11 protein-coding genes are annotated in these 17,339 nt (G+C 56.3%); 2 read left to right on the top strand and 9 right to left on the bottom strand.

Annotation, left to right across the window (positions count from 1 at the left end; translation table 11 throughout):
- Positions 1-73: 73 nt before the first annotated feature.
- The 5 genes from Q6A51_RS00455 to Q6A51_RS00435 form a co-directional block, all read right to left on the bottom strand.
- Positions 74-3,157 (bottom strand): efflux RND transporter permease subunit, encoded by a 3,084-nt coding sequence (locus Q6A51_RS00455; RefSeq protein ID WP_304573853.1) that lies wholly within the window; start codon positions 3,155-3,157, stop codon positions 74-76.
- Positions 3,154-4,359, bottom strand: a complete 1,206-nt coding sequence (locus Q6A51_RS00450) for an efflux RND transporter periplasmic adaptor subunit (RefSeq protein WP_304573852.1) — start codon at positions 4,357-4,359, stop codon at positions 3,154-3,156. The genes Q6A51_RS00455 and Q6A51_RS00450 overlap by 4 nt, the downstream gene beginning before the upstream one ends.
- A gap of 269 nt (positions 4,360-4,628) precedes the next feature.
- On the bottom strand, positions 4,629-5,240 hold the full coding sequence (locus Q6A51_RS00445) for an FMN-dependent NADH-azoreductase (RefSeq protein WP_304573851.1): 612 nt from the start codon (positions 5,238-5,240) through the stop codon (positions 4,629-4,631).
- A gap of 55 nt (positions 5,241-5,295) precedes the next feature.
- Complete coding sequence (locus tag Q6A51_RS00440; RefSeq protein ID WP_304573850.1) at positions 5,296-6,198, bottom strand: pirin family protein; 903 nt, start codon at positions 6,196-6,198, stop codon at positions 5,296-5,298.
- A 128-nt stretch (positions 6,199-6,326) separates the two neighbouring features.
- Entirely contained in the window at positions 6,327-7,073 is a 747-nt protein-coding gene (locus tag Q6A51_RS00435) for a YkgJ family cysteine cluster protein (RefSeq protein WP_304573849.1), read from the bottom strand.
- Between the two features lie 463 nt (positions 7,074-7,536).
- Here Q6A51_RS00435 and Q6A51_RS00430 point away from each other — a divergent pair, with 463 nt between their 5' ends.
- Both Q6A51_RS00430 and Q6A51_RS00425 read left to right on the top strand, forming a co-directional pair.
- Positions 7,537-12,948 (top strand): AvrE-family type 3 secretion system effector, encoded by a 5,412-nt coding sequence (locus Q6A51_RS00430; protein ID WP_304573848.1) that lies wholly within the window; start codon positions 7,537-7,539, stop codon positions 12,946-12,948.
- A 112-nt stretch (positions 12,949-13,060) separates the two neighbouring features.
- Entirely contained in the window at positions 13,061-13,669 is a 609-nt protein-coding gene (locus Q6A51_RS00425) for an aspartyl/asparaginyl beta-hydroxylase domain-containing protein (protein WP_201003226.1), read from the top strand.
- 331 nt (positions 13,670-14,000) lie between these two features.
- On the opposite strand, the gene Q6A51_RS00420 is transcribed toward Q6A51_RS00425, so the two are convergent.
- From Q6A51_RS00420 to Q6A51_RS00405, 4 genes are all read right to left on the bottom strand, one after another.
- Positions 14,001-14,330: an HrpW-specific chaperone gene (locus tag Q6A51_RS00420; RefSeq protein WP_200985992.1), complete on the bottom strand. Its 330-nt coding sequence runs from the start codon at positions 14,328-14,330 to the stop codon at positions 14,001-14,003.
- Position 14,331: 1 nt separating this feature from the next.
- Positions 14,332-16,029 (bottom strand): pectate lyase, encoded by a 1,698-nt coding sequence (locus Q6A51_RS00415; protein ID WP_304573847.1) that lies wholly within the window; start codon positions 16,027-16,029, stop codon positions 14,332-14,334.
- A 146-nt stretch (positions 16,030-16,175) separates the two neighbouring features.
- Entirely contained in the window at positions 16,176-16,574 is a 399-nt protein-coding gene (locus Q6A51_RS00410; protein ID WP_201017816.1) for a type III secretion system chaperone, read from the bottom strand.
- 101 nt (positions 16,575-16,675) lie between these two features.
- Entirely contained in the window at positions 16,676-17,029 is a 354-nt protein-coding gene (locus Q6A51_RS00405; RefSeq protein WP_201003230.1) for a negative regulator of hrp expression HrpV, read from the bottom strand.
- Positions 17,030-17,339 lie beyond the last annotated feature (310 nt).

Raw genomic sequence — 17,339 nt, 5'->3', positions numbered from 1 at the left:
TGTCGTAAAGGGAGTTGGCACCTGGCTGATCGGGTATAGCGCAGGTGCGGGAATCGGAGGTTTGATCTGCCCGTCACGCAGTACGCAGGAGCCCTGTCGTAGAGCGTGGAGAAAGCCAATGGCGAATCCGGCGCTGCGCACTATCCATACAGGAAAAGACCACCGGGACGACGAGCAGGCTGAGAGCAGTGGATGTGATCAGTCCACCGATCACTGCCACCGCCATCGGCTGGCGAAAACTCGCATCGGCACCAAATCCCAACCCGATCGGCAACATGCCGGCGATCATTGCAATAGTTGTCATCACGATGGGGCGCGCACGTTTGTGGCAAGCGTCAAGCAGCGCCGTATTCAACGCAACGCCCTGCTCACTCATCGTTACAATCGTGTACTCGACCAGCAGAATCGAGTTCTTGGTCACAATACCCATCAACATGATCAACCCGATCATTGACGGGATACTCAACTCGCTGCCCGCAACGAGCAGACCGACAAAAGCACCGCCCAGTGACAGAGGGATAGCCGAAAGAATGGTGACCGGGTGCAGGAAGTCCTTGAACAGCAGCACCAGAACACAGTAAACGCACACCACACCAATAAGGCTGGCCAAACCGAAGCCCAGCCCCAGCTCTTCCATGAGTTCGGCATCATCTGCCTGAACAATCTGCACACTCGACGGCATGGCTTGCACCACAGGTAAAGCCAGGGTGTCAGCAAGCGCCTGGCCAAGGGGCGTCCCACCCAGTTCGGCACTGATGGTCACGTAGCGGCGCCGATCATAGCGCTCAATCTGTGCCGGACCACTGCCGATGCTGATGTGTGCCACATTCCCAAGCGGCACAAGCCCCTCGCGGCCCCGCACTCGAAGATTGCTCAAGGACTCGACATCCTGCTGAACAGCCTCAGGCAGTTGTGTGCGTATATACACCTGTCGATTGTCGAGATTGAGCCGCGCAAGTCGTGAGTCCGTATCTCCGGCCGTTGCGATACGTACCGTCTCGCCAATTGCGGCTGTACTGACGCCTGACTCGGAAGCCCGCACCAGATCGGGCCGGACGGTAATTTCCGGGCGCTCCAGGCTTGCCGTAGAACTGACGTTGTACAAGCCGCGTACTCCTCGAAGCTCAGACTCGATAGCCTGAGCGCTGGCTTTCAGTGCGACAGCGTCATCACTGGTCAGAATGATCGACATTTGTTCGCCGATATTGCCGCTGCCTACGGTAAAACGTGCCCCCGGCACACTCTGCAGTGCTGCGCGTATGGAGTTTTCAATCGACGTTTGATCGCCGCGCTCGGCGCGAGGCATCAACGTCACATCCAAAGCTCCGCGACGCACGTCTCCACCCTGTAAATTATCACTGTCCGCCTGCGCCGCCCCCACAGTAGATAACACCCGCTGGACGCCAGGCAACGTGGCCAGTCGGGCACGAGCAGCTTCGGCAGTTGTCAGGGTATCCTGTAGTGCGCTGCCGGGAGGTAATTCGATGCTGATTGTGGTGTATCCACGGTCAGAGGCCGGCATTAAGCCCGTTGGCAAGTAAGGTACGAGAGCCACCGAACCGACCATGAATGCAAATGTCAGGGCCAGCGTGGATTTGCGATGCATAAGGCACCAATGTGCCAAGCGCAGATAGGTGCGCATCACGCGGCCATCCAACACTTCGGACTCATCCGCACGAGGGGGATACGGTTTCAGAAACCGGACTGCCATCATCGGAGTAATCAGCCGGGCTACCAATAACGAAGCCAGCACCGCAACTACTGCGGTCCAACCAAACTCTCGAAAGAACAGGCCGGGCACCCCGCCCATCATCGCGGTGGGAAGAAACACGACGACAAGCGCCATTGTGGTAGCAATCACCGCCAGCGCTATCTCCGTAACAGCATCAGCCGTTGCTTGCTCCATAGGCTTGCCCATGCGTGCATGGCGCTCAATGTTCTCGACTTCCACAATTGCATCGTCCACCAGAATGCCGACTATGACTGCCAGCGCCAGCAGGCTTACCGTGTTAAGCGAAAAACCAAACCACGCCATGGCAGCGAATGTCGGAAGAATCGACAGAGGCAGCGCCGAAGCGGCTATCAACATGGCTCGCCAGTCCCGCAGGAAGAACCAGACCACCAGCACAGCCAATAACGCCCCTTCGTAGAGCATGAACAGCGAACCATCGAATTGCTCTTGCGTGTAATCAACGCTGTTAGTGACCAGAGTGGCCTGCAAGCCCGGACGCTTTTGCTGCAACCCGGCCAGCGCCGCCTTTACACCGGCTGCGATTCGAGTAACGTCCTGCCCCATGGACGGGTAGATCCGGAAACCGACAACGGGCTTCCCGTCCAACAGTGCTATCTGACTGCGTTCGGCAACCGTATCAGTGACCGTTGCCAACTGATCCAGTCGCAGTGATCGTCCATCCGACAACGCTATCGGCAATGCCGACAACTCGGAAGCCTGGCCAGCCAGTGAAATAGTCCGCACCGCCTGTTCGCCACCACCAAGTCTGGCGCGCCCTCCTGAGCTTTGCTGCTGAGCGTTGCTCAATGCAAGCGAGACTTCGCCGACAGTCGCAGCGTGGGCGATGAGTAAAGCGGGGTCCAGAGTCACCCGTACTTCCCGCATCACGCCACCGATACGCTCGAAACGGCCAACACCTTTTACCCCCAATATCGTCTTGGCTACCGTGTCATCCACAAACCATGACAAAGCCTCTTCGTTCATGGCAGGCATGGCGATGGCATAAGTCTGAATAGCTTCACTACTCGCACGCACAGCGCTTACCTGCGGCTCCAGTAGATCGTCAGGCAAGTCGGAGCGAACGCGATCAACGGCATCCCTGGACTCCATCAATGCATCGGAAAGAGGCTTGCCCAGCTCGAACTCCACCGAAATATTCACGGAACTCTCGGTGATCAAGGTTCTTATGTGCTTGATTCTATCCAGTGTGGCCAGAGAGTCTTCGATTTTACGCGCCACTTCGGTTTCAAGCTGAGCAGGTGCAGCACCGGGTTGCGAAAGCGCTATGCGAACAACCGGCATATCGACATCGGGCATATCCTGAATCGGCAACTTCCACAGCCCCCATATGCCCGCCAGGGTAAGCAGTGCAAACAGCAGGATAGAGGGGATCGGATTGCGTATGGACCAGGTAGCCAGGTTCATTTCTCTGCTCCGTTTGCAACTGTCGTAGCAGAAATCGCAACCGCAGGTGCCTGAACAATCCTTACGCTGTCGCCATCATTCACAAAACCGGCGCCCTGTACCACAACACGGTCTCCCTCACTCAAACCCTGCACGATCTCTACATCCTGAGCCTGGCGGCGGCCAGTCTTCACGACCTGAAGAGATACCTTCGCAGCACCTTGTTGCGTATCGAGTTTGAATACATGGCTATGCCCATCGCGGATAAAGACACTACCAGCGGGCACCACCAACGCACTCTGCTGCGTCACTGAAATACGCCCTTGTACATACATGCCCGCTCGCGCTGTGCTGCCCGAAATGATGTCTGCATACACCATTGCGAGGCGCGTTTGAGCGTTCAACGCGGGTGCCATTTGCCTGACAGTTGCTTGCGCGACCTGGCCATCTGGCAGCGCCAACGTCACAATCTGGCCAGCAGCCACCTGCCCTGCCTGCGCAGCGGTAAGCTCACCTCGCCATTCGAGTCGACTCTGGCGTATGAGCCGAAACAGCTCGTCGCCGACCGCGCCTACTGTGCCAATCGTTGCAGTGCGGGTACTGATCACACCATCGTCGGGCGATACAACCGTTGCATACCTGAGCTGTAACTCCCGATACGTCAATTGAGCCTGGCTGGACTCAACCTGCGCCAACGCTGTTTCAGCCTCGGTCACCGAGTTCGATATGTCCTGCTCGCTCATAGCACCCACTTCCTTGAGTTTGAGTGCGCGCTCACGATTGGCAACCGCTTGTACTGCCAGAGCTTTCGACTGCCTGAGTGCTGCATGCAATTGCGCAACATCGGCGCGCAAGGCCTCGGTTTCAAATCGAGCCAACACCTGGCCTCGACGCACCACATCCCCCGGGCCAACAAGCAACTCAGTGAGTCGAACCCCACTGACCTGTCCTCCGATAACCGCCTCCTGCCACGGCTCAATCGCACCGGAGGCATTCAAATGGACCGGCCATTCAACCAGCCGCACGGATGCATCGGTCACCGTCATTGCGACCAAGGCATCAGTGGTCGGCTCTGAAGGTGGAGGTTCGCGCAGATACAGCACCTGCCAGGAAATAGCCCCGACAACCAGTAAGGCAAACAGGCTGAGCGCCGCAATTGCCCAGTTACGCTGGCGTTCGTCTATTGATTTACCGGTATTGGGCGCACAGTTTCTTACTGTCATAGAGGGTGTGTTCTAAGTTGGGGGAGTATCGGGAAGAAGAAGTACCGCCAGTGGTGCTCAAGGCTGAAATCATCCCTGGGCTACCTGCGGTTTTTTGAGGAGTCAGATCGTATCGCTGGCGTGTCGTAGCAATGTCGTCAAGCTGGACGGATGCGCCGTGTCCAGGCGGCTATTGCAGCCAGCCTGGATTGTCCCTGGAAGGGAAGTAAAGCGAGAGGAAACTGGTCTGGGCGGCCCTCCAACGACCGCGACAGGGCGGTATTACGGAATCAGACCGAAAGCTCGGCAATCCGCTGCTCGGCGGCGCTAATCGCAGCAGCGCGTTGATCGGGACCGAAGGCAACACCCTCGGCCAGGATGACCTCGGGGTTGGTGATGCCGATGAAGTTGAGCGCGGTGCGCAGGTAGGTTTCGCCATGTTCCATGCTGGCAATCGGCGAGTCTGGCCCATAGATGCCGCCACGTGCGACCGCCAGGATGACACGTTTTCCACCCGCCAATCCTTCAGGCCCTTGCTCCGTGTAGCGGAAGGTCTGGCCTGCCACAAGAACCCGGTCGATCCAGGCCTTGAGTTGTGTAGGCACAGTGAAGTTGTAGAGCGCGACACCGATCACAAGGGTGTCGGCAGCCAGAAACTCCTGCAAGGTGGCCGCACCAATCTCAAGGTCGCGTTGTATCTCCGGCGAGTGATCAACGCCTGTGGTCTGTAGAGCCGTGAGATAAGCAGCGGACAGATGTGGTACCGGTGTTGCTGCCAGGTCGCGATAGGTCACGACGGCATTCGGCGTTTCACCCTGCAGTTTCGCGACAATCTGTGCAGACAAGGTGCGGCTGACCGAGTGGGCGCCCAGGATGCTCGAATCGAGGTGAAGAATGTTCATGGGTAACTTCCTTACTTTGGCTGAAATATTCGTTCTGAAATGATGTTGAAGGGGGTTAGCCCAGTCGCCCGTCGCGCCGCAGAGCAGCACCGATGCGCTGTATCTCGGCTTCGCCTTGTGCAAGGGCTTCCCTGCTGGTGTGAACCGAGTAGTAACCCATCACTAGCTCGTGGGGATGTTTCACGGCCGAGCCCAGTACAAAAGAGGTTGTGCCCTGCGCGACCAGATCGATGGCCTGGTTTGACTCCTCAAACACCGCCAGCTCGCCGGTATCCACAGCGCTACCGGCCTCAAGCCGTCCTTCACTGACCGCCAGCCATGTCACGGTATGACCCGATGGCGGAGTGAAGCGCCACCGCTCACCGTCTTTAAGCGTCACGGCGAGATAAGTCATGTCCGAAGGAGCCGGGATGGCACTTTCTGCATTGCCATAGCGACCGAGCAGAACCCTCGCCGGGCCTTCCCGGGGAATCTGCGCGGGGGCAAGGTAATGACTTTCAGGGGGCGCATTTTCTTCTGCGGCGGGCAACGCGACCCACAATTGGAAGCCACGCATCGCCTTTTCACTGACCGGCGTACCCGAATGCCAGATGCCATTGCCAGCACTCATCCACTCAATACCGCCAGCGGGCAGAACACCCTTCTTGCCAGTGGTGTCTTCGTAGATCACTTCACCGGCCTCCATGAAGGTCAGCGTTGCAATGCCGGAATGAGGATGCATGCCGAAGCCCTGCGGCCTGGCGTTTGGCTGGGTGCTGAAGATGTCGAGAAACACGAACGGCTTCAGGATCTGGCCAAGGTCGCTCGGGCTCACGAGGCGAGTGACAGGCCCATGCACTCGGCCATAGGTGCGATGGACGATGGCACGCGCCTGCTCGTTAGTGCCCACCCTTGCATGACTTTGCTGGTGATCGTGAAGGGTGTGGCGAGTGCCGTTAAGCAAGGATGAAGTGGTCATGAGTCAGCGATGCCTTGTGTGTAAAGCAGAGGGCATGTGCCCTGTTGTCACTAGGATAGGGCTGACTCATTTACTTGATAAGATGGGGTTGTCGGATTGAATTAATCCATTTATTGACGTAATTAATGTTAAAGCCTGTGAAAGATATAATCGGCAGCGTCACTGCTGGCCAGAGGGACATTGTGTGCGATCAAGTGTCCACGCAGTTGCGGATCATCGACCCGAACTGTCCATCCTTCAGCCCAGTCATCCACGACAACCTCCTTGCTGCGGCGTATCGCCTCGATCAACGTCAAGCGCTCCGGGAAATAGACAGCGAAGGCATTCTCCTTCCAGCTCGCGACCTTGATGCCCAGTTGCGCGCACACGGCTATCTTGGTTGCCGCGTCAACGATATCGGCTTGTCTGGACTGATTGACCAGCGCCTGAAGCTCGGGGTTGGCGACACCGTCTGTACACAGGATGTCACCACTGCCCCATGATTCAGGCGGACAGATCTTGTTGTCACTGCTCATCTCAATGAACGGATTGATTTCCATAGGGTAGATCCGACAGACCAGCGGGCGCTCTTCATAGATGCCGCACAGGTTATCCGCACGCAGATTCGGGCACTGGTCGAGTGCATTGGCAACGAACACCGCGATAACGCGGATGCTGCTGTCATCACTATTGACCGCGACCGACCGGCCTGCGCCGTGGGCATATTGTCTTGAGTCGGCTGGCCAGGTCAGCTCGTTGAAGGCTTCCAGCACCACCGCTACATCATGTCCGCGGGCCAGCCATTGCTCGGCCTCGGCCAGCGTCAGGGGTATGAGTCGGCCTTTGCAGCAGATCCCGCAGCCCACGCAGTTATAGCGAATTACAGTGTTTTGCATGTTTCATCCTGAAGCTACAGCTGCCTTTTCAAAGGCGAACGGGGTCGGCGCCCATAATTGGGACGAATAAATTGAAAACAGGGTGCCGGTCACATTCACCTGCTGCCGGTCAGCCGGGGTGATGGGCAAGTACAAATGGCGTGTTTTAAAACGTGAGCCTCAGCCTGAAGGCTGTTGCAGATGAAGCGAGAGCTGCGTGGCAGCGAACTAGCACTGGTGCGCTCGTGACAGAAAAATAACAGTTTCCCAACGTATCAATATCGACACAGTTGTAGCGAGGTGTTTCAAGGAAAGGCATTCACGTACGCAGGCCAGACGAATCGACAGCACTGATCGCAAGCAGTGTCTGCAACTGGAACCAAGTCACAGGGCGTTTCCACTCAGGGCAAAGGAAAACTTCCTTTACGGCCAGGACATCCATCGCGAGGTTGTTCCTGATCAGTCCATGACACGGAGAATGCCAATGATTCCACTGAACAATACGCCTGGCGCAAACCAGATCCATAGCGCGAGTTCCTCAGGCCATAACCCGCAAGGGCTCAATCAGCAAAACCAGCCACCCACACAGCGTACAACCACATCGCTGGAAAAAATGAGTCAGCACTCAACTGCAAAAGCCGGTCCAGTGACTCAGGATCTGCAGGCCACGCCAAAGATCGGCGTGCAGAGCAGCGTACAGTCCGAGATACAGACTCAGGATCCTGAGGATCTGGTAGCCAAGGCAGCCGCACAACAAATCCGGGGCGCGCGTTTACGTCCCGGAGAAAAGCTGGGCCGCTCTCTGATGGGAGACTCCAAGGCTGAGTCCACGAGTTCAAAAAAATCCGAGGACTCAAAGAGCAGTGCCAAGTCCGAAGCAATCCCCCAGGCTCAGAATGACCCGGTAGCCCCGAAGGCAGAGGGCATGGGTTGGCCACTGCAACTGCGCTCAAGCAGCATAGAAAAAACCTTGATGGGTGGGGATCAGGCCGAATCCTCGAAATCGAAGAAAGCCGAAGGCAAGCGCATCGCTGGCGAGTCCACCAAAGAGACGCCAATCCAGAAAGAAGCCGGCACGTCATCGAAGCAGGAGATCACTCAGGCCGGATCACCGAAACTTTCCCGTACTGAGCAGACGGTGCAGAACGGGGTTCATGCCAGTCGCACATCGAACTCCAGAATGAGTGCCGGCGATGGCCTGGGGCCCAGCCTTAACGATGGCCGGGAGCCTCTTGCCAAACCCGGCAGCAACGCCGTTACTCTGGACAAGAAAGGCAAGGCAAGCTTCGAGAACTTCAGCCCGCCAGCCTTGAACACCCTGCTCCAGAACACGGTGGGGAAAAAGGATAAGACTTACCTGGCCCATCAAACGACGGGCAAAGGTAACGACCAGGTCTTGCTCGAACCCAAGGGGCATCTGCTCAAGATGCAGCAGAGCGACACAGGCTTCACCTTGTTGCGCAGCAGTAAATCGCTGGATGTGCCGTCAGGCAGCAAGCCAGGCAGCGTAGCATTGCAACGCCAAGGCAACTCGATGAACCTCGAAGGCCTGAAATCGACTGTCACACAAGCGCTGCCGGACAAAGCGCATATCGCGCACTTGAGCGGTGCCCATCAGGACAGCAGTGGTCAGACTCTGCGCGTGCATGACGAAAAGCTTTATCAATTCAAGTCTGACACGCTCAAGTGGGCTCCCCTTCCCGATACGGGCGACAAGAAATTCAGCAGCCTTTCGACAGAAGGTGACGGCAAACTCTATGCCCGTAGCGGCGACTCGCTGATCAGCCTGTCAGGCGAGAAAAAAACCGAAATGACACTCAAGGATCTGCAGTCTCATTCGGTAGCCTCCGACGGGACTGTGGCCATGCTTGCGGGCAAGGACACCCATACCCTTCAATTGGGCAAGATGGGGGAAGTGCCTGAACTGCACATCACACTCGACCTCAACGATGGCAAATCCGAAGCCAGTAGCATCGGCCTGACCAAGGATCGCCTGTTCGTCGCCGATACCGAAGGAAAGCTGTACAGCGCCGCGCGCGACGAGCTCAAGACCGATACCGGGGTTCTGAAACTCTCACCGGAGAAAAACTACCAGCCCGAAGAGGGCAAGCTGGGTGGACGTCAGCAAGTCACTGGTTTCATGAGTGGCGATGACGGGCAACTGCATGCCCTGATCAAGGACGGTGCCGGCCAGGTTCACTCTCATACACTGGACGAAAAGACCTCAAGCCTCCAGAGCGGCTGGAACCTCTCGGATGTGAAGGTTCTGGAAAATACCCAGGGCCTGCCTGTAAAAAGCGAGCCTACCCCGGAAAACACCTACGACCTTCACAGGAACGGTCGTATCGGGATAGTCGATGGCAGTATCCAGACCTGGGACTCAACCACTGAAGCCTGGAAAGACAGCGGCGTCAAAGACATTGACGCATTGAAACGCGGCATCGACGGCAATGCCTATGTGCTCAAGGACGGCAAGGTTCACGAGCTGAAAGTGACCCCTGATTACGGCAAGAGTACGTTCAATGACACCCACAATCTGAAAGATACGCCACGCTCTACCAAGGTCGAACTGGGCGATGCCATCGCGGGTCTGGAGGACCGCGTGATCAAAGACTTCGCCATGTACAACGACAAACAGTTTGTCGCTGTTGATGATAAAGGCCGTATGACCGCCCACCACAAGGACGGTGATCCGAGCGAAATGAGCCGCCATGGCCTGGAAGGTACTGTTGCCCACCTGACTATGGACGCCAATGGCGTGCATGCTGCGACCAGTAATGGCGAGCTGTTTTTCATGCTCAAAGAGGACTGGCAGAAAAAGCCTGATGAGTCTAAACCGTCAACGTCTGCAACTGCTGAGACCAAGCCTTCAACATCCGCTGCAGCAGCGGACAAACCTTCAAGCTCCAAAACATCGGAGTCCAAAACCGACGGCGAATCCAAATGGCAAAAAATACCCCTCCATTTTGGGAGTGAGATAGCCAGTATTCGCACAGAAGTGGATAACACGCTCAGCATTACGCTGAAAAACGACCCCAATAATAACGGCTCCTACCAGCTCAAAGACAAGAAATGGCAAACCATTGACCATCGCCCTGCCGATCAGAACGAATTGAGCAACATGTTCAAGCGACTCGACGACGGCATGATAACCAAGAGCATTCCCGGAGTCGGTACCTTACGTGTTACCTCCAACCTGCTGGGACGCAGTGGTATAGAACAAGGCCATAAATCCAGCACGTCAGAGTTCATAAAAGCACACGTGATCAAGCTCGACACGGAAGTGCGGCCAGCCAAGAACGTGGTGAACTATTTCGATCACAAGATCAATGGCCGGGACGGTCTGGCCGACGTCTACAACGCCCAGGCCCCCTTGTTCCATGAATTGAAGGACATCCGTCAGGCGCCAGGCAAGGCACCCGAAGCAGGCCAAGACCTGAAGACCCGTATCGCCAAACTGGATATCGGGGAAGAAGGCAAGGCACTGACCGAAAGTCTGGAGTCCTTCCGCGAAGAGCTGGAGAACCATAGCCGCAAGGCCGTCATGACCCTGGGCGAGAAAGAAGGCTTGCTCAACCTTCATGGCGAGCCTACGGAGAAGGGGAAAAAAGCCGCCAGTAAAGCAGAGGGCACGCCTCCAAAACGTAATGAAGCCAAGAATGACCTGATGGCACTGACTCAGGGTGCCCTGGACAAGATTTCTCCTTCCTCTGATAACCCGACCGGTGCCCTACTCAAGTCCCTGCAAGGCATGGGCCTGAAAATGAAACATCTGGATGCCGATACGCCAGCGGATACACGCCGCCATGGCTCAGATGCGCATGCCCTGACCAAGGCTCGCCTGGCTCTGGATATCGGAACCCTCAATGAAGTCGGAAAGCTGCTGGATAAAGCCGAAAAAATCCCCGATGGCCCCGATAAGAATGCCCAGATAAAGGCAATCAAGAACGAATTGACCCAGTTGCGCGACAAGACCTATGGGGAAAATCCGATCAAGCAAGTCTCGGACATGGGCTTTACCGAGCACTACCAGATAGAAAAATCCTACGACGGGATCAAGGCCTTCCTCAATGGTTTCCACAAACCGGATCACGCCACCAGCGTCAATATGCGCGCCGCCACCGGCAGCAAGGATCAGGCGGAACTGGCTGACAAATTCAAGAATGCCCTGAAACAACTGGAATTTCCGGACGACGAAATCAGCCTTTCACGCAGTTACGGCATGACCCTCAGTACGCCCTTCATCGGTATTGCCAAACACGTGACTGGTCCATTCCCCAGTGGGCAGTACAGCAACACTCGCAATTACGCTTTCGCAGCCGAACGCGGCGACAAGGGTGTGGAAGTCTATCTGCTCCGAGAACGTGCCAATCTGTTAAGCGGCACCGTGGGAGCCGGCAAGGATGTCCTGCCGGATATCACGACCGCAGGAGAGTACGCAAAACTCACGACCCTGGATCTGGGCAATGAAAAACGTGGCGCACTGGCCTTTCGCATAGGAGGCGATGTAACAGCTGCTGGTACCCACACCCAACGTACTGGTGTGGCATTTACAGTACCGGATGAAAAGATCGATCAGTTCGTCGACAACCTGTTCACAGGCAAGCTGACTGCACTGGACGTTCTCAAGGAAGGCGCGAACCACAAGGCCCACGAAATGAAGCGGGTCAACGTCGACTTGACGGCTGGTTTCAACACCGAGTTCCGTGTGCAACTGGGCATGTCGGATCATGACAGCAAGCCATTGACAGCTTCTGCACGCTTCGGCGCCGGTTTCACCGCCAACGTCAATCTTGCCAACTTTACATGGCAAAAACTGAGTCAGGAGAACGATACCAGTCGTATGGATGAAGAGTCCCAGAACCGGGTTCGTGGGCTCAACAGTGCCAATATCGGTGCTTTCGCCCGCGCTCAGGTCGTCGGCGGTCATACCAATGCGACCCCAAGCTCGGCACCGGGCTCCCAGGCGATCACCAGCACCAACGGGGTTACGATAAGCGCATCTATTGACGACAAGACAACCAAGCGGATCAAGTTCCAGTTCAAGGAAGCGGCACCGCTGACCACGGCCAACGTGACCAAACTTGCCACCTCCCTGGGCGATGCATTCAAGGACAAGGCCACAAAAGCTGAACTGACCCGACTGGCTGACCACACACAACCCGAATACAAGGACGCCAGCCCCAAGGAGAAGATCCAGATTCACCTCAAGGGGCTCAATGATTTCTTTGCCGGCAAGACGTCTGAAAACGATGATCAATATGCAGCATTACGAGCGTTGAAACGCTCCACGGCCCAGCAGGAAGCCTCGGTCAACAAGCACAGCGTATTGGACAATGGTCGCTTTGAAAGTAACTACACCAACCTGGCGCGCCTGGACTCGCAGAACCTCACTTCCAAGATCATGAGTGTGATCTACGGCGATCATCAGACCAGTAACGCGGAGAACATCGCCAAGCTGATCGATCAGGACCCGGCACTCAAGTCGATACTCAAGGAGTTTCAAAGCCAGCCAGGCACCCTGGCACGGGTTCGCCTGGAGCCCAAGGACCATGTCTTCGACAGAGTCGATGCTGGCAGCCGTGACGGCACCCTCACGCAAAAAGAGATGTTCGATCTGCTCAGTGACCGGGACAACATGCGGATTCTGGCCATTTCGGTCTTCAAGAGCGCAGCACAGACCGACGGTTTTACCACTCCCACGCCATTGATCAGTGGTAGCAGCTCTGCCTCCATGGCCGTGAACCAGACCCTGGCCAAGGTGAACTTCAGCTATGGCGAAGATCAGGACAAACCCAAGGCCTACTACGTGAATGGTGAGATTTCCAGAGCATCACAAGACCAGAAAACCGTAGCGCAAGAGCTGAAAAAAAGCGGACTGGAACTCAAGAGCTAAACAGGCTCCTGTCCCCTGCTCACTGACGTAAAAACAGGCTCGCAGCGTAGGAAAAATGACGATGCGAGCCTTCACTTGTTCTGTCTCTTACCTGTTTGAAGGAACCTTGAAAATGACTACTGCTTTTTATGCTCTCGAAGACTTTCCAGAACTGGCCAACCTGGTCGCCAACTGCTCGGTGATCCAGGAAGAACTCGCGACTCTGGATGCCCCTCTGCTCGATATCGACCGTACCAACAAGCAGCATCAGCAAGTACACGAAGAACTGACCGAGTACCTGCAACAGGGTGGCGATTACGGCTGGCTCAAGGGATGGGGTGCCGAAGGGGGCAACCGCAACTGGACGCAATATGCACTGTTGTTCAGGGACACGCCTATCGGCCCTGCCCAGGCCACCATGCCCCGCACGCTGGAGCTGTTCCAGCCGCTCAAGGGCATCAAAGTCGTGGCCCTGGCCCGCATGGCCCCTCACAGTTTGCTGAGCCTGCATCGCCACCCGGAACTGACCGGTGAAGGGCTGCTGCAGATGCATATCACCCTCAGCGCCGCCAACGAGGCCAACTACTCCTACCTGAACGTGGCGGGCGAGTTCTATCACCAGAAACCGGGCACAGGCGCGATTTTCGATGGCTCGCTGGATCATTTCGCCGTCAACGCCACTCCGGTTCCACGGACCATCATCTACATGGAGTTCGAGAAAGAGAAGTTCATGAAGCATTGATTGAAGTAAACGCTGTACCCGTCCCACAGAGCGTGAGTAACGCCTGTGGGATTTTTTGTGTCTGTGTTTTGAGCAGAATGAATTCGCAAGGTGGGGTTTCAAACGACGTATATTTATTGGATTTGATGGCCCTTCGCGAATGAATTCCCCCCTCCCGTAGGAGCGAATTCATTCGCGAGACGTCATTGAGGACGATAGATTTCTTCAGCTTCACGGGCCTCTCGCGAATAAATTCGCTCCTACCAGGGTAGTGCCAGTCAGCAAATGCAAACAGCGCCCATAAAAAAACGGGCTCTTCAAGAGCCCGTTTTGTTTCCCGCCTTACGTACTGTCAGTGCACGACCGGCTTGGCACCCGCAGCTTCCAGCAAGCGATCAGCCAACAACCGCACGATCCAGAAGGCTGTCAGCGAGGCATCGCCACGCAGTTCGTCAGCACCGGCATCACGCTTGAAGTCCGACTCCAGGCTGTCAATGTAATTGTTCAGACTGAACTGACCATTGACCCGGTTACCCGGCTTGTCGAGAGTCGCCTGCAAACGCTCGTTGACCAGAGCGATTGCATTTTCAAACGCCTGACGCTGATCTGGAGTCAGGTAACCGCCCTTGCGTACCAATGACGACCAGGAGACTTCTTCAGGCTTTTGTTGCGTGGCTGTCATATCAGACCTCCTTGTGGTTGGTAGAGCCCGGCAGCTTGTCGTAAGGGTGCTCTACGTTCTTCAGGTTGATGCCGCTGGTGGTCAGGTTCAGGCCTTCACTGTCGCTCTTCACGAAGGAGAACTTGCCGTTTTCAGCTTCGATGTTCTTCAGGTCCAGGTTCCAGTTGCCTTGCTGCCCACCGTTGGTGCGCATGAAAGTACCGAAGTCCTTGGCCTTGAAGTTGTCCACACTCACGTTAGCGTCGGCATTGAGCTGGAAGATCTTGTCGCTGGCGCCCTGAGCACTGCTGTTGGTGATGTTCAGGTTGGTGACTTTGGCACCGCCTTCACCCTTCACGGTCAGCGCGTCTTCACCGACGTTGGTCCAGTGAACGTTATCGACGTTTACAGCCTTCTCGTTGCCGGCACGAACATGCACGCCATCAGCGGCGTTGTCACCGAAGGTCACGTTTTTCAAGGTGGCGCCTTCAGCCAGTTCAAACATTGGCTTCTGTCCTTCGCCCTGTCCGCCATCACCCAGGCTAGGGCCGGCAGTGAAGGTCTTGCCCTGGCCATCGAACACTTCGCCCGGACCTACCTTGATCGTTTCATTGACTACGGTCGGGCTGCCCGAAGCAGTCGGGAAGGACACTGGAGTCGATGAGCCAGCAGCGCCAGTGCCTGCAGGGCTACCTGTGCCAGGAGTCGGGGTCGGAGTCGTGCCACCGATGGATGGAGTGCTACCACCACCGCCGCCACCAACAGACGGAGTACCGCCGCCACCACCGCCACCAACAGATGGAGCTGGAGCACCACCGCCACCGCCACCGCCACCAACAGACGGAGCTGGAGAACCACCGCCACCGCCGCCAGCAACAGCCGGAGCCGGAGCACCACCGCCACCGCCACCGCCAACAGACGGAGCAGGAGAACCACCGCCGCCACCGCCGCCACCACCGGTCCCCTTGCTGGAGGAGTCAGACGGCTGGTTGAAGGTTTCCGGGTGGCTGTCCATGAACTGGGCGATCATTTCCAGCAGTTCCTTGAGCTTGCCATCCTGAGAAACCTGGCCACCGCCATCGGATGTCGGCTGGATGGAGTTATCCAGAGAACCGCCACCCAGGCTTTTCATCAAGGTGTTGACCAGGTCTTCAACGCTGCCGGAGCCACCACCTGCGCCCTGAGCACCACCCAGGCCCTGGTTTGAGCCCAGACCTTCAAGGCCTTTGGTGCCGCCACCGCCAGTGCCGCCTGCACCGCTTACCGGCGAACCGGAGCCGGAACCCGACCCATTACCGCCGCCTTCACCAGTGCCCGACGAAGAGTCGGAGCCGCCAAGAATTTTTTCGAACAGGGCCATCAGAACCTGAGTCAGCAGCTCTTTGGACGATTCGTCACCAGTGCCGTTAGCACCCTTGGAACTGCCATCCTTCTGCTCGCCGCCCTGCAGGGACTGCAGCAAGGAGTCGATGTCGCTCTGGCCCGACTTGCCAGCCTGGCCCGCACCGGAACCCGAACCTGCGCCGGCACCAGCACCACCGGAGCCAGAACCGGAACCGAGCAACATTTCAGCCAGCATGCCGGCCAGTTGCTCCAGAGGGGATTGTCCGCCCTGCCCCGTGGCAGCGCCCGCTGCTGCGCCCCCCAGACCACCGGATAAGCCCGAAAGACCGGAAAGACCGTTTTGGGAAAAACCCGAAATACCCGCGATATCAGACATTTTCTACCTCGCTCCATCGTTGAGAGTGTCCGGAGTACGGCAATCAATGCCGCCTTGACCGGGAGTGGTGCCATCGAGAAGTCCGGCTTCGTAGTGGCACTCACCGTTGTGTGGCAACAGCCGACAGGCGGTTCCCTGGCAAATGCTTAATTCAGCAATGGCTGCACGGTGGTTCGGGTGTGCTGGACTTGCGTGATGAACCCATTGACCAGGTCGCAGAACTGAACTTCGTCAAGGCGAGCCAATTCACGCTGGGTACACAGACGCAGCTCTTGCTGATCAAGGGCCAGCCAGCAGCCACGCAGACTTGCAACATCAAAATTGATGTTGAGCAGACGCTGCATGTTTTCCTGGCTTTTGCGCACTTGGCCCAGACTGCAATGAATAACCACATTGTCACTGAGCCTGGGCACTTCGATAACGGCGGCTTGACGGTTCTGGCTGTCATACAACGCACAGACACCATTTTGGAGGGTTAAAGATGTACCGAGTGTTTCACTAAGACGAGCAATAAAACGTTGCGCGTCGCGTTGAGAGTTCGCCATTGAATTTTCCTCAAGTTTGTCGTTGCTCAAAATGGATCCATAGCGACAACTGAGTGGAAAATTAATGGCGAGCGGTTCCGGCTGGAATAAATATTCTGAATCTAGTGTTTAAAACCGGTCAATGTGAGGAACTCACTGAGCAGGCTTTGCAAGCTCTCTGAGCGACGATAATCAAGATCCAGTTCGTGCCAGACGACGAACCGCTGCTGATTGTCCAGACAGATATAGTAACCGTCATAGGACTCAACGTTCTCGAAGCGGCGCTTCAGCGTATCGGAGAACAGATTGGGCCGCTGGGCCTGGCGCTCTATCATCAGCGCCAGCCCCCAGCCCACGCTGTCTCTGCGATACACGAAATCGATGCCGGGCGCCCACTCCCACGTACTCGGCTGCTGCTCGCCGATGCTGACGAAGAAATCTCGCTGGTCGGTACTACGCAGAATCGTTTCAGTCATTCAAATGTACCGTAGTGTATTCAGTCGCGTCGTTACGCAGTTCAGGTGACCACCAAACTTTAAGGCTAGAACTATTGGCGCCAACTTGCTGGCATTCACTGGCAAAACAAGATGTTTCCATTGTCGCACAAGCACTCAACAATAGAGTGACAATAAACAAGGCACCGGCATGTACCAACTTCATTTCGGATTCTCCCTACAAACGGACTGTACTGAATTCGGCCCTGAAAAAGTACTGTGTTAATGAGCGATGGCGCTATTAAAACAATAGATGTCACTGTGCCTGAAAACCTTTCTCCATCACATCTGT

The organism is Pseudomonas serbiensis (assembly GCF_030580745.1).
Lineage (GTDB): Bacteria > Pseudomonadota > Gammaproteobacteria > Pseudomonadales > Pseudomonadaceae > Aquipseudomonas > Aquipseudomonas serbiensis.
Note: the sequence above shows the minus strand (reverse complement) of the source record. Positions and strands in the feature narration are given on the sequence as shown.

Bases quoted from the DNA above. Each gene is read 5' to 3' on its own strand.
- Q6A51_RS00430 (WP_304573848.1), top strand. From the start codon at position 7,537: ATGATTCCACTGAACAATACGCCTGGCGCAAACCAGATCCATAGCGCG.
- Q6A51_RS00425 (WP_201003226.1), top strand. From the start codon at position 13,061: ATGACTACTGCTTTTTATGCTCTCGAAGACTTTCCAGAACTGGCCAAC.
- Q6A51_RS00420 (WP_200985992.1), bottom strand. From the start codon at position 14,330: ATGACAGCCACGCAACAAAAGCCTGAAGAAGTCTCCTGGTCGTCATTG.
- Q6A51_RS00440 (WP_304573850.1), bottom strand. From the start codon at position 6,198: ATGACCACTTCATCCTTGCTTAACGGCACTCGCCACACCCTTCACGAT.
- Q6A51_RS00435 (WP_304573849.1), bottom strand. From the start codon at position 7,073: ATGCAAAACACTGTAATTCGCTATAACTGCGTGGGCTGCGGGATCTGC.
- Q6A51_RS00405 (WP_201003230.1), bottom strand. From the start codon at position 17,029: ATGACTGAAACGATTCTGCGTAGTACCGACCAGCGAGATTTCTTCGTC.
- Q6A51_RS00450 (WP_304573852.1), bottom strand. From the start codon at position 4,359: ATGACAGTAAGAAACTGTGCGCCCAATACCGGTAAATCAATAGACGAA.
- Q6A51_RS00415 (WP_304573847.1), bottom strand. From the start codon at position 16,029: ATGTCTGATATCGCGGGTATTTCGGGTTTTTCCCAAAACGGTCTTTCC.
- Q6A51_RS00455 (WP_304573853.1), bottom strand. From the start codon at position 3,157: ATGAACCTGGCTACCTGGTCCATACGCAATCCGATCCCCTCTATCCTG.
- Q6A51_RS00410 (WP_201017816.1), bottom strand. From the start codon at position 16,574: ATGGCGAACTCTCAACGCGACGCGCAACGTTTTATTGCTCGTCTTAGT.
- Q6A51_RS00445 (WP_304573851.1), bottom strand. From the start codon at position 5,240: ATGAACATTCTTCACCTCGATTCGAGCATCCTGGGCGCCCACTCGGTC.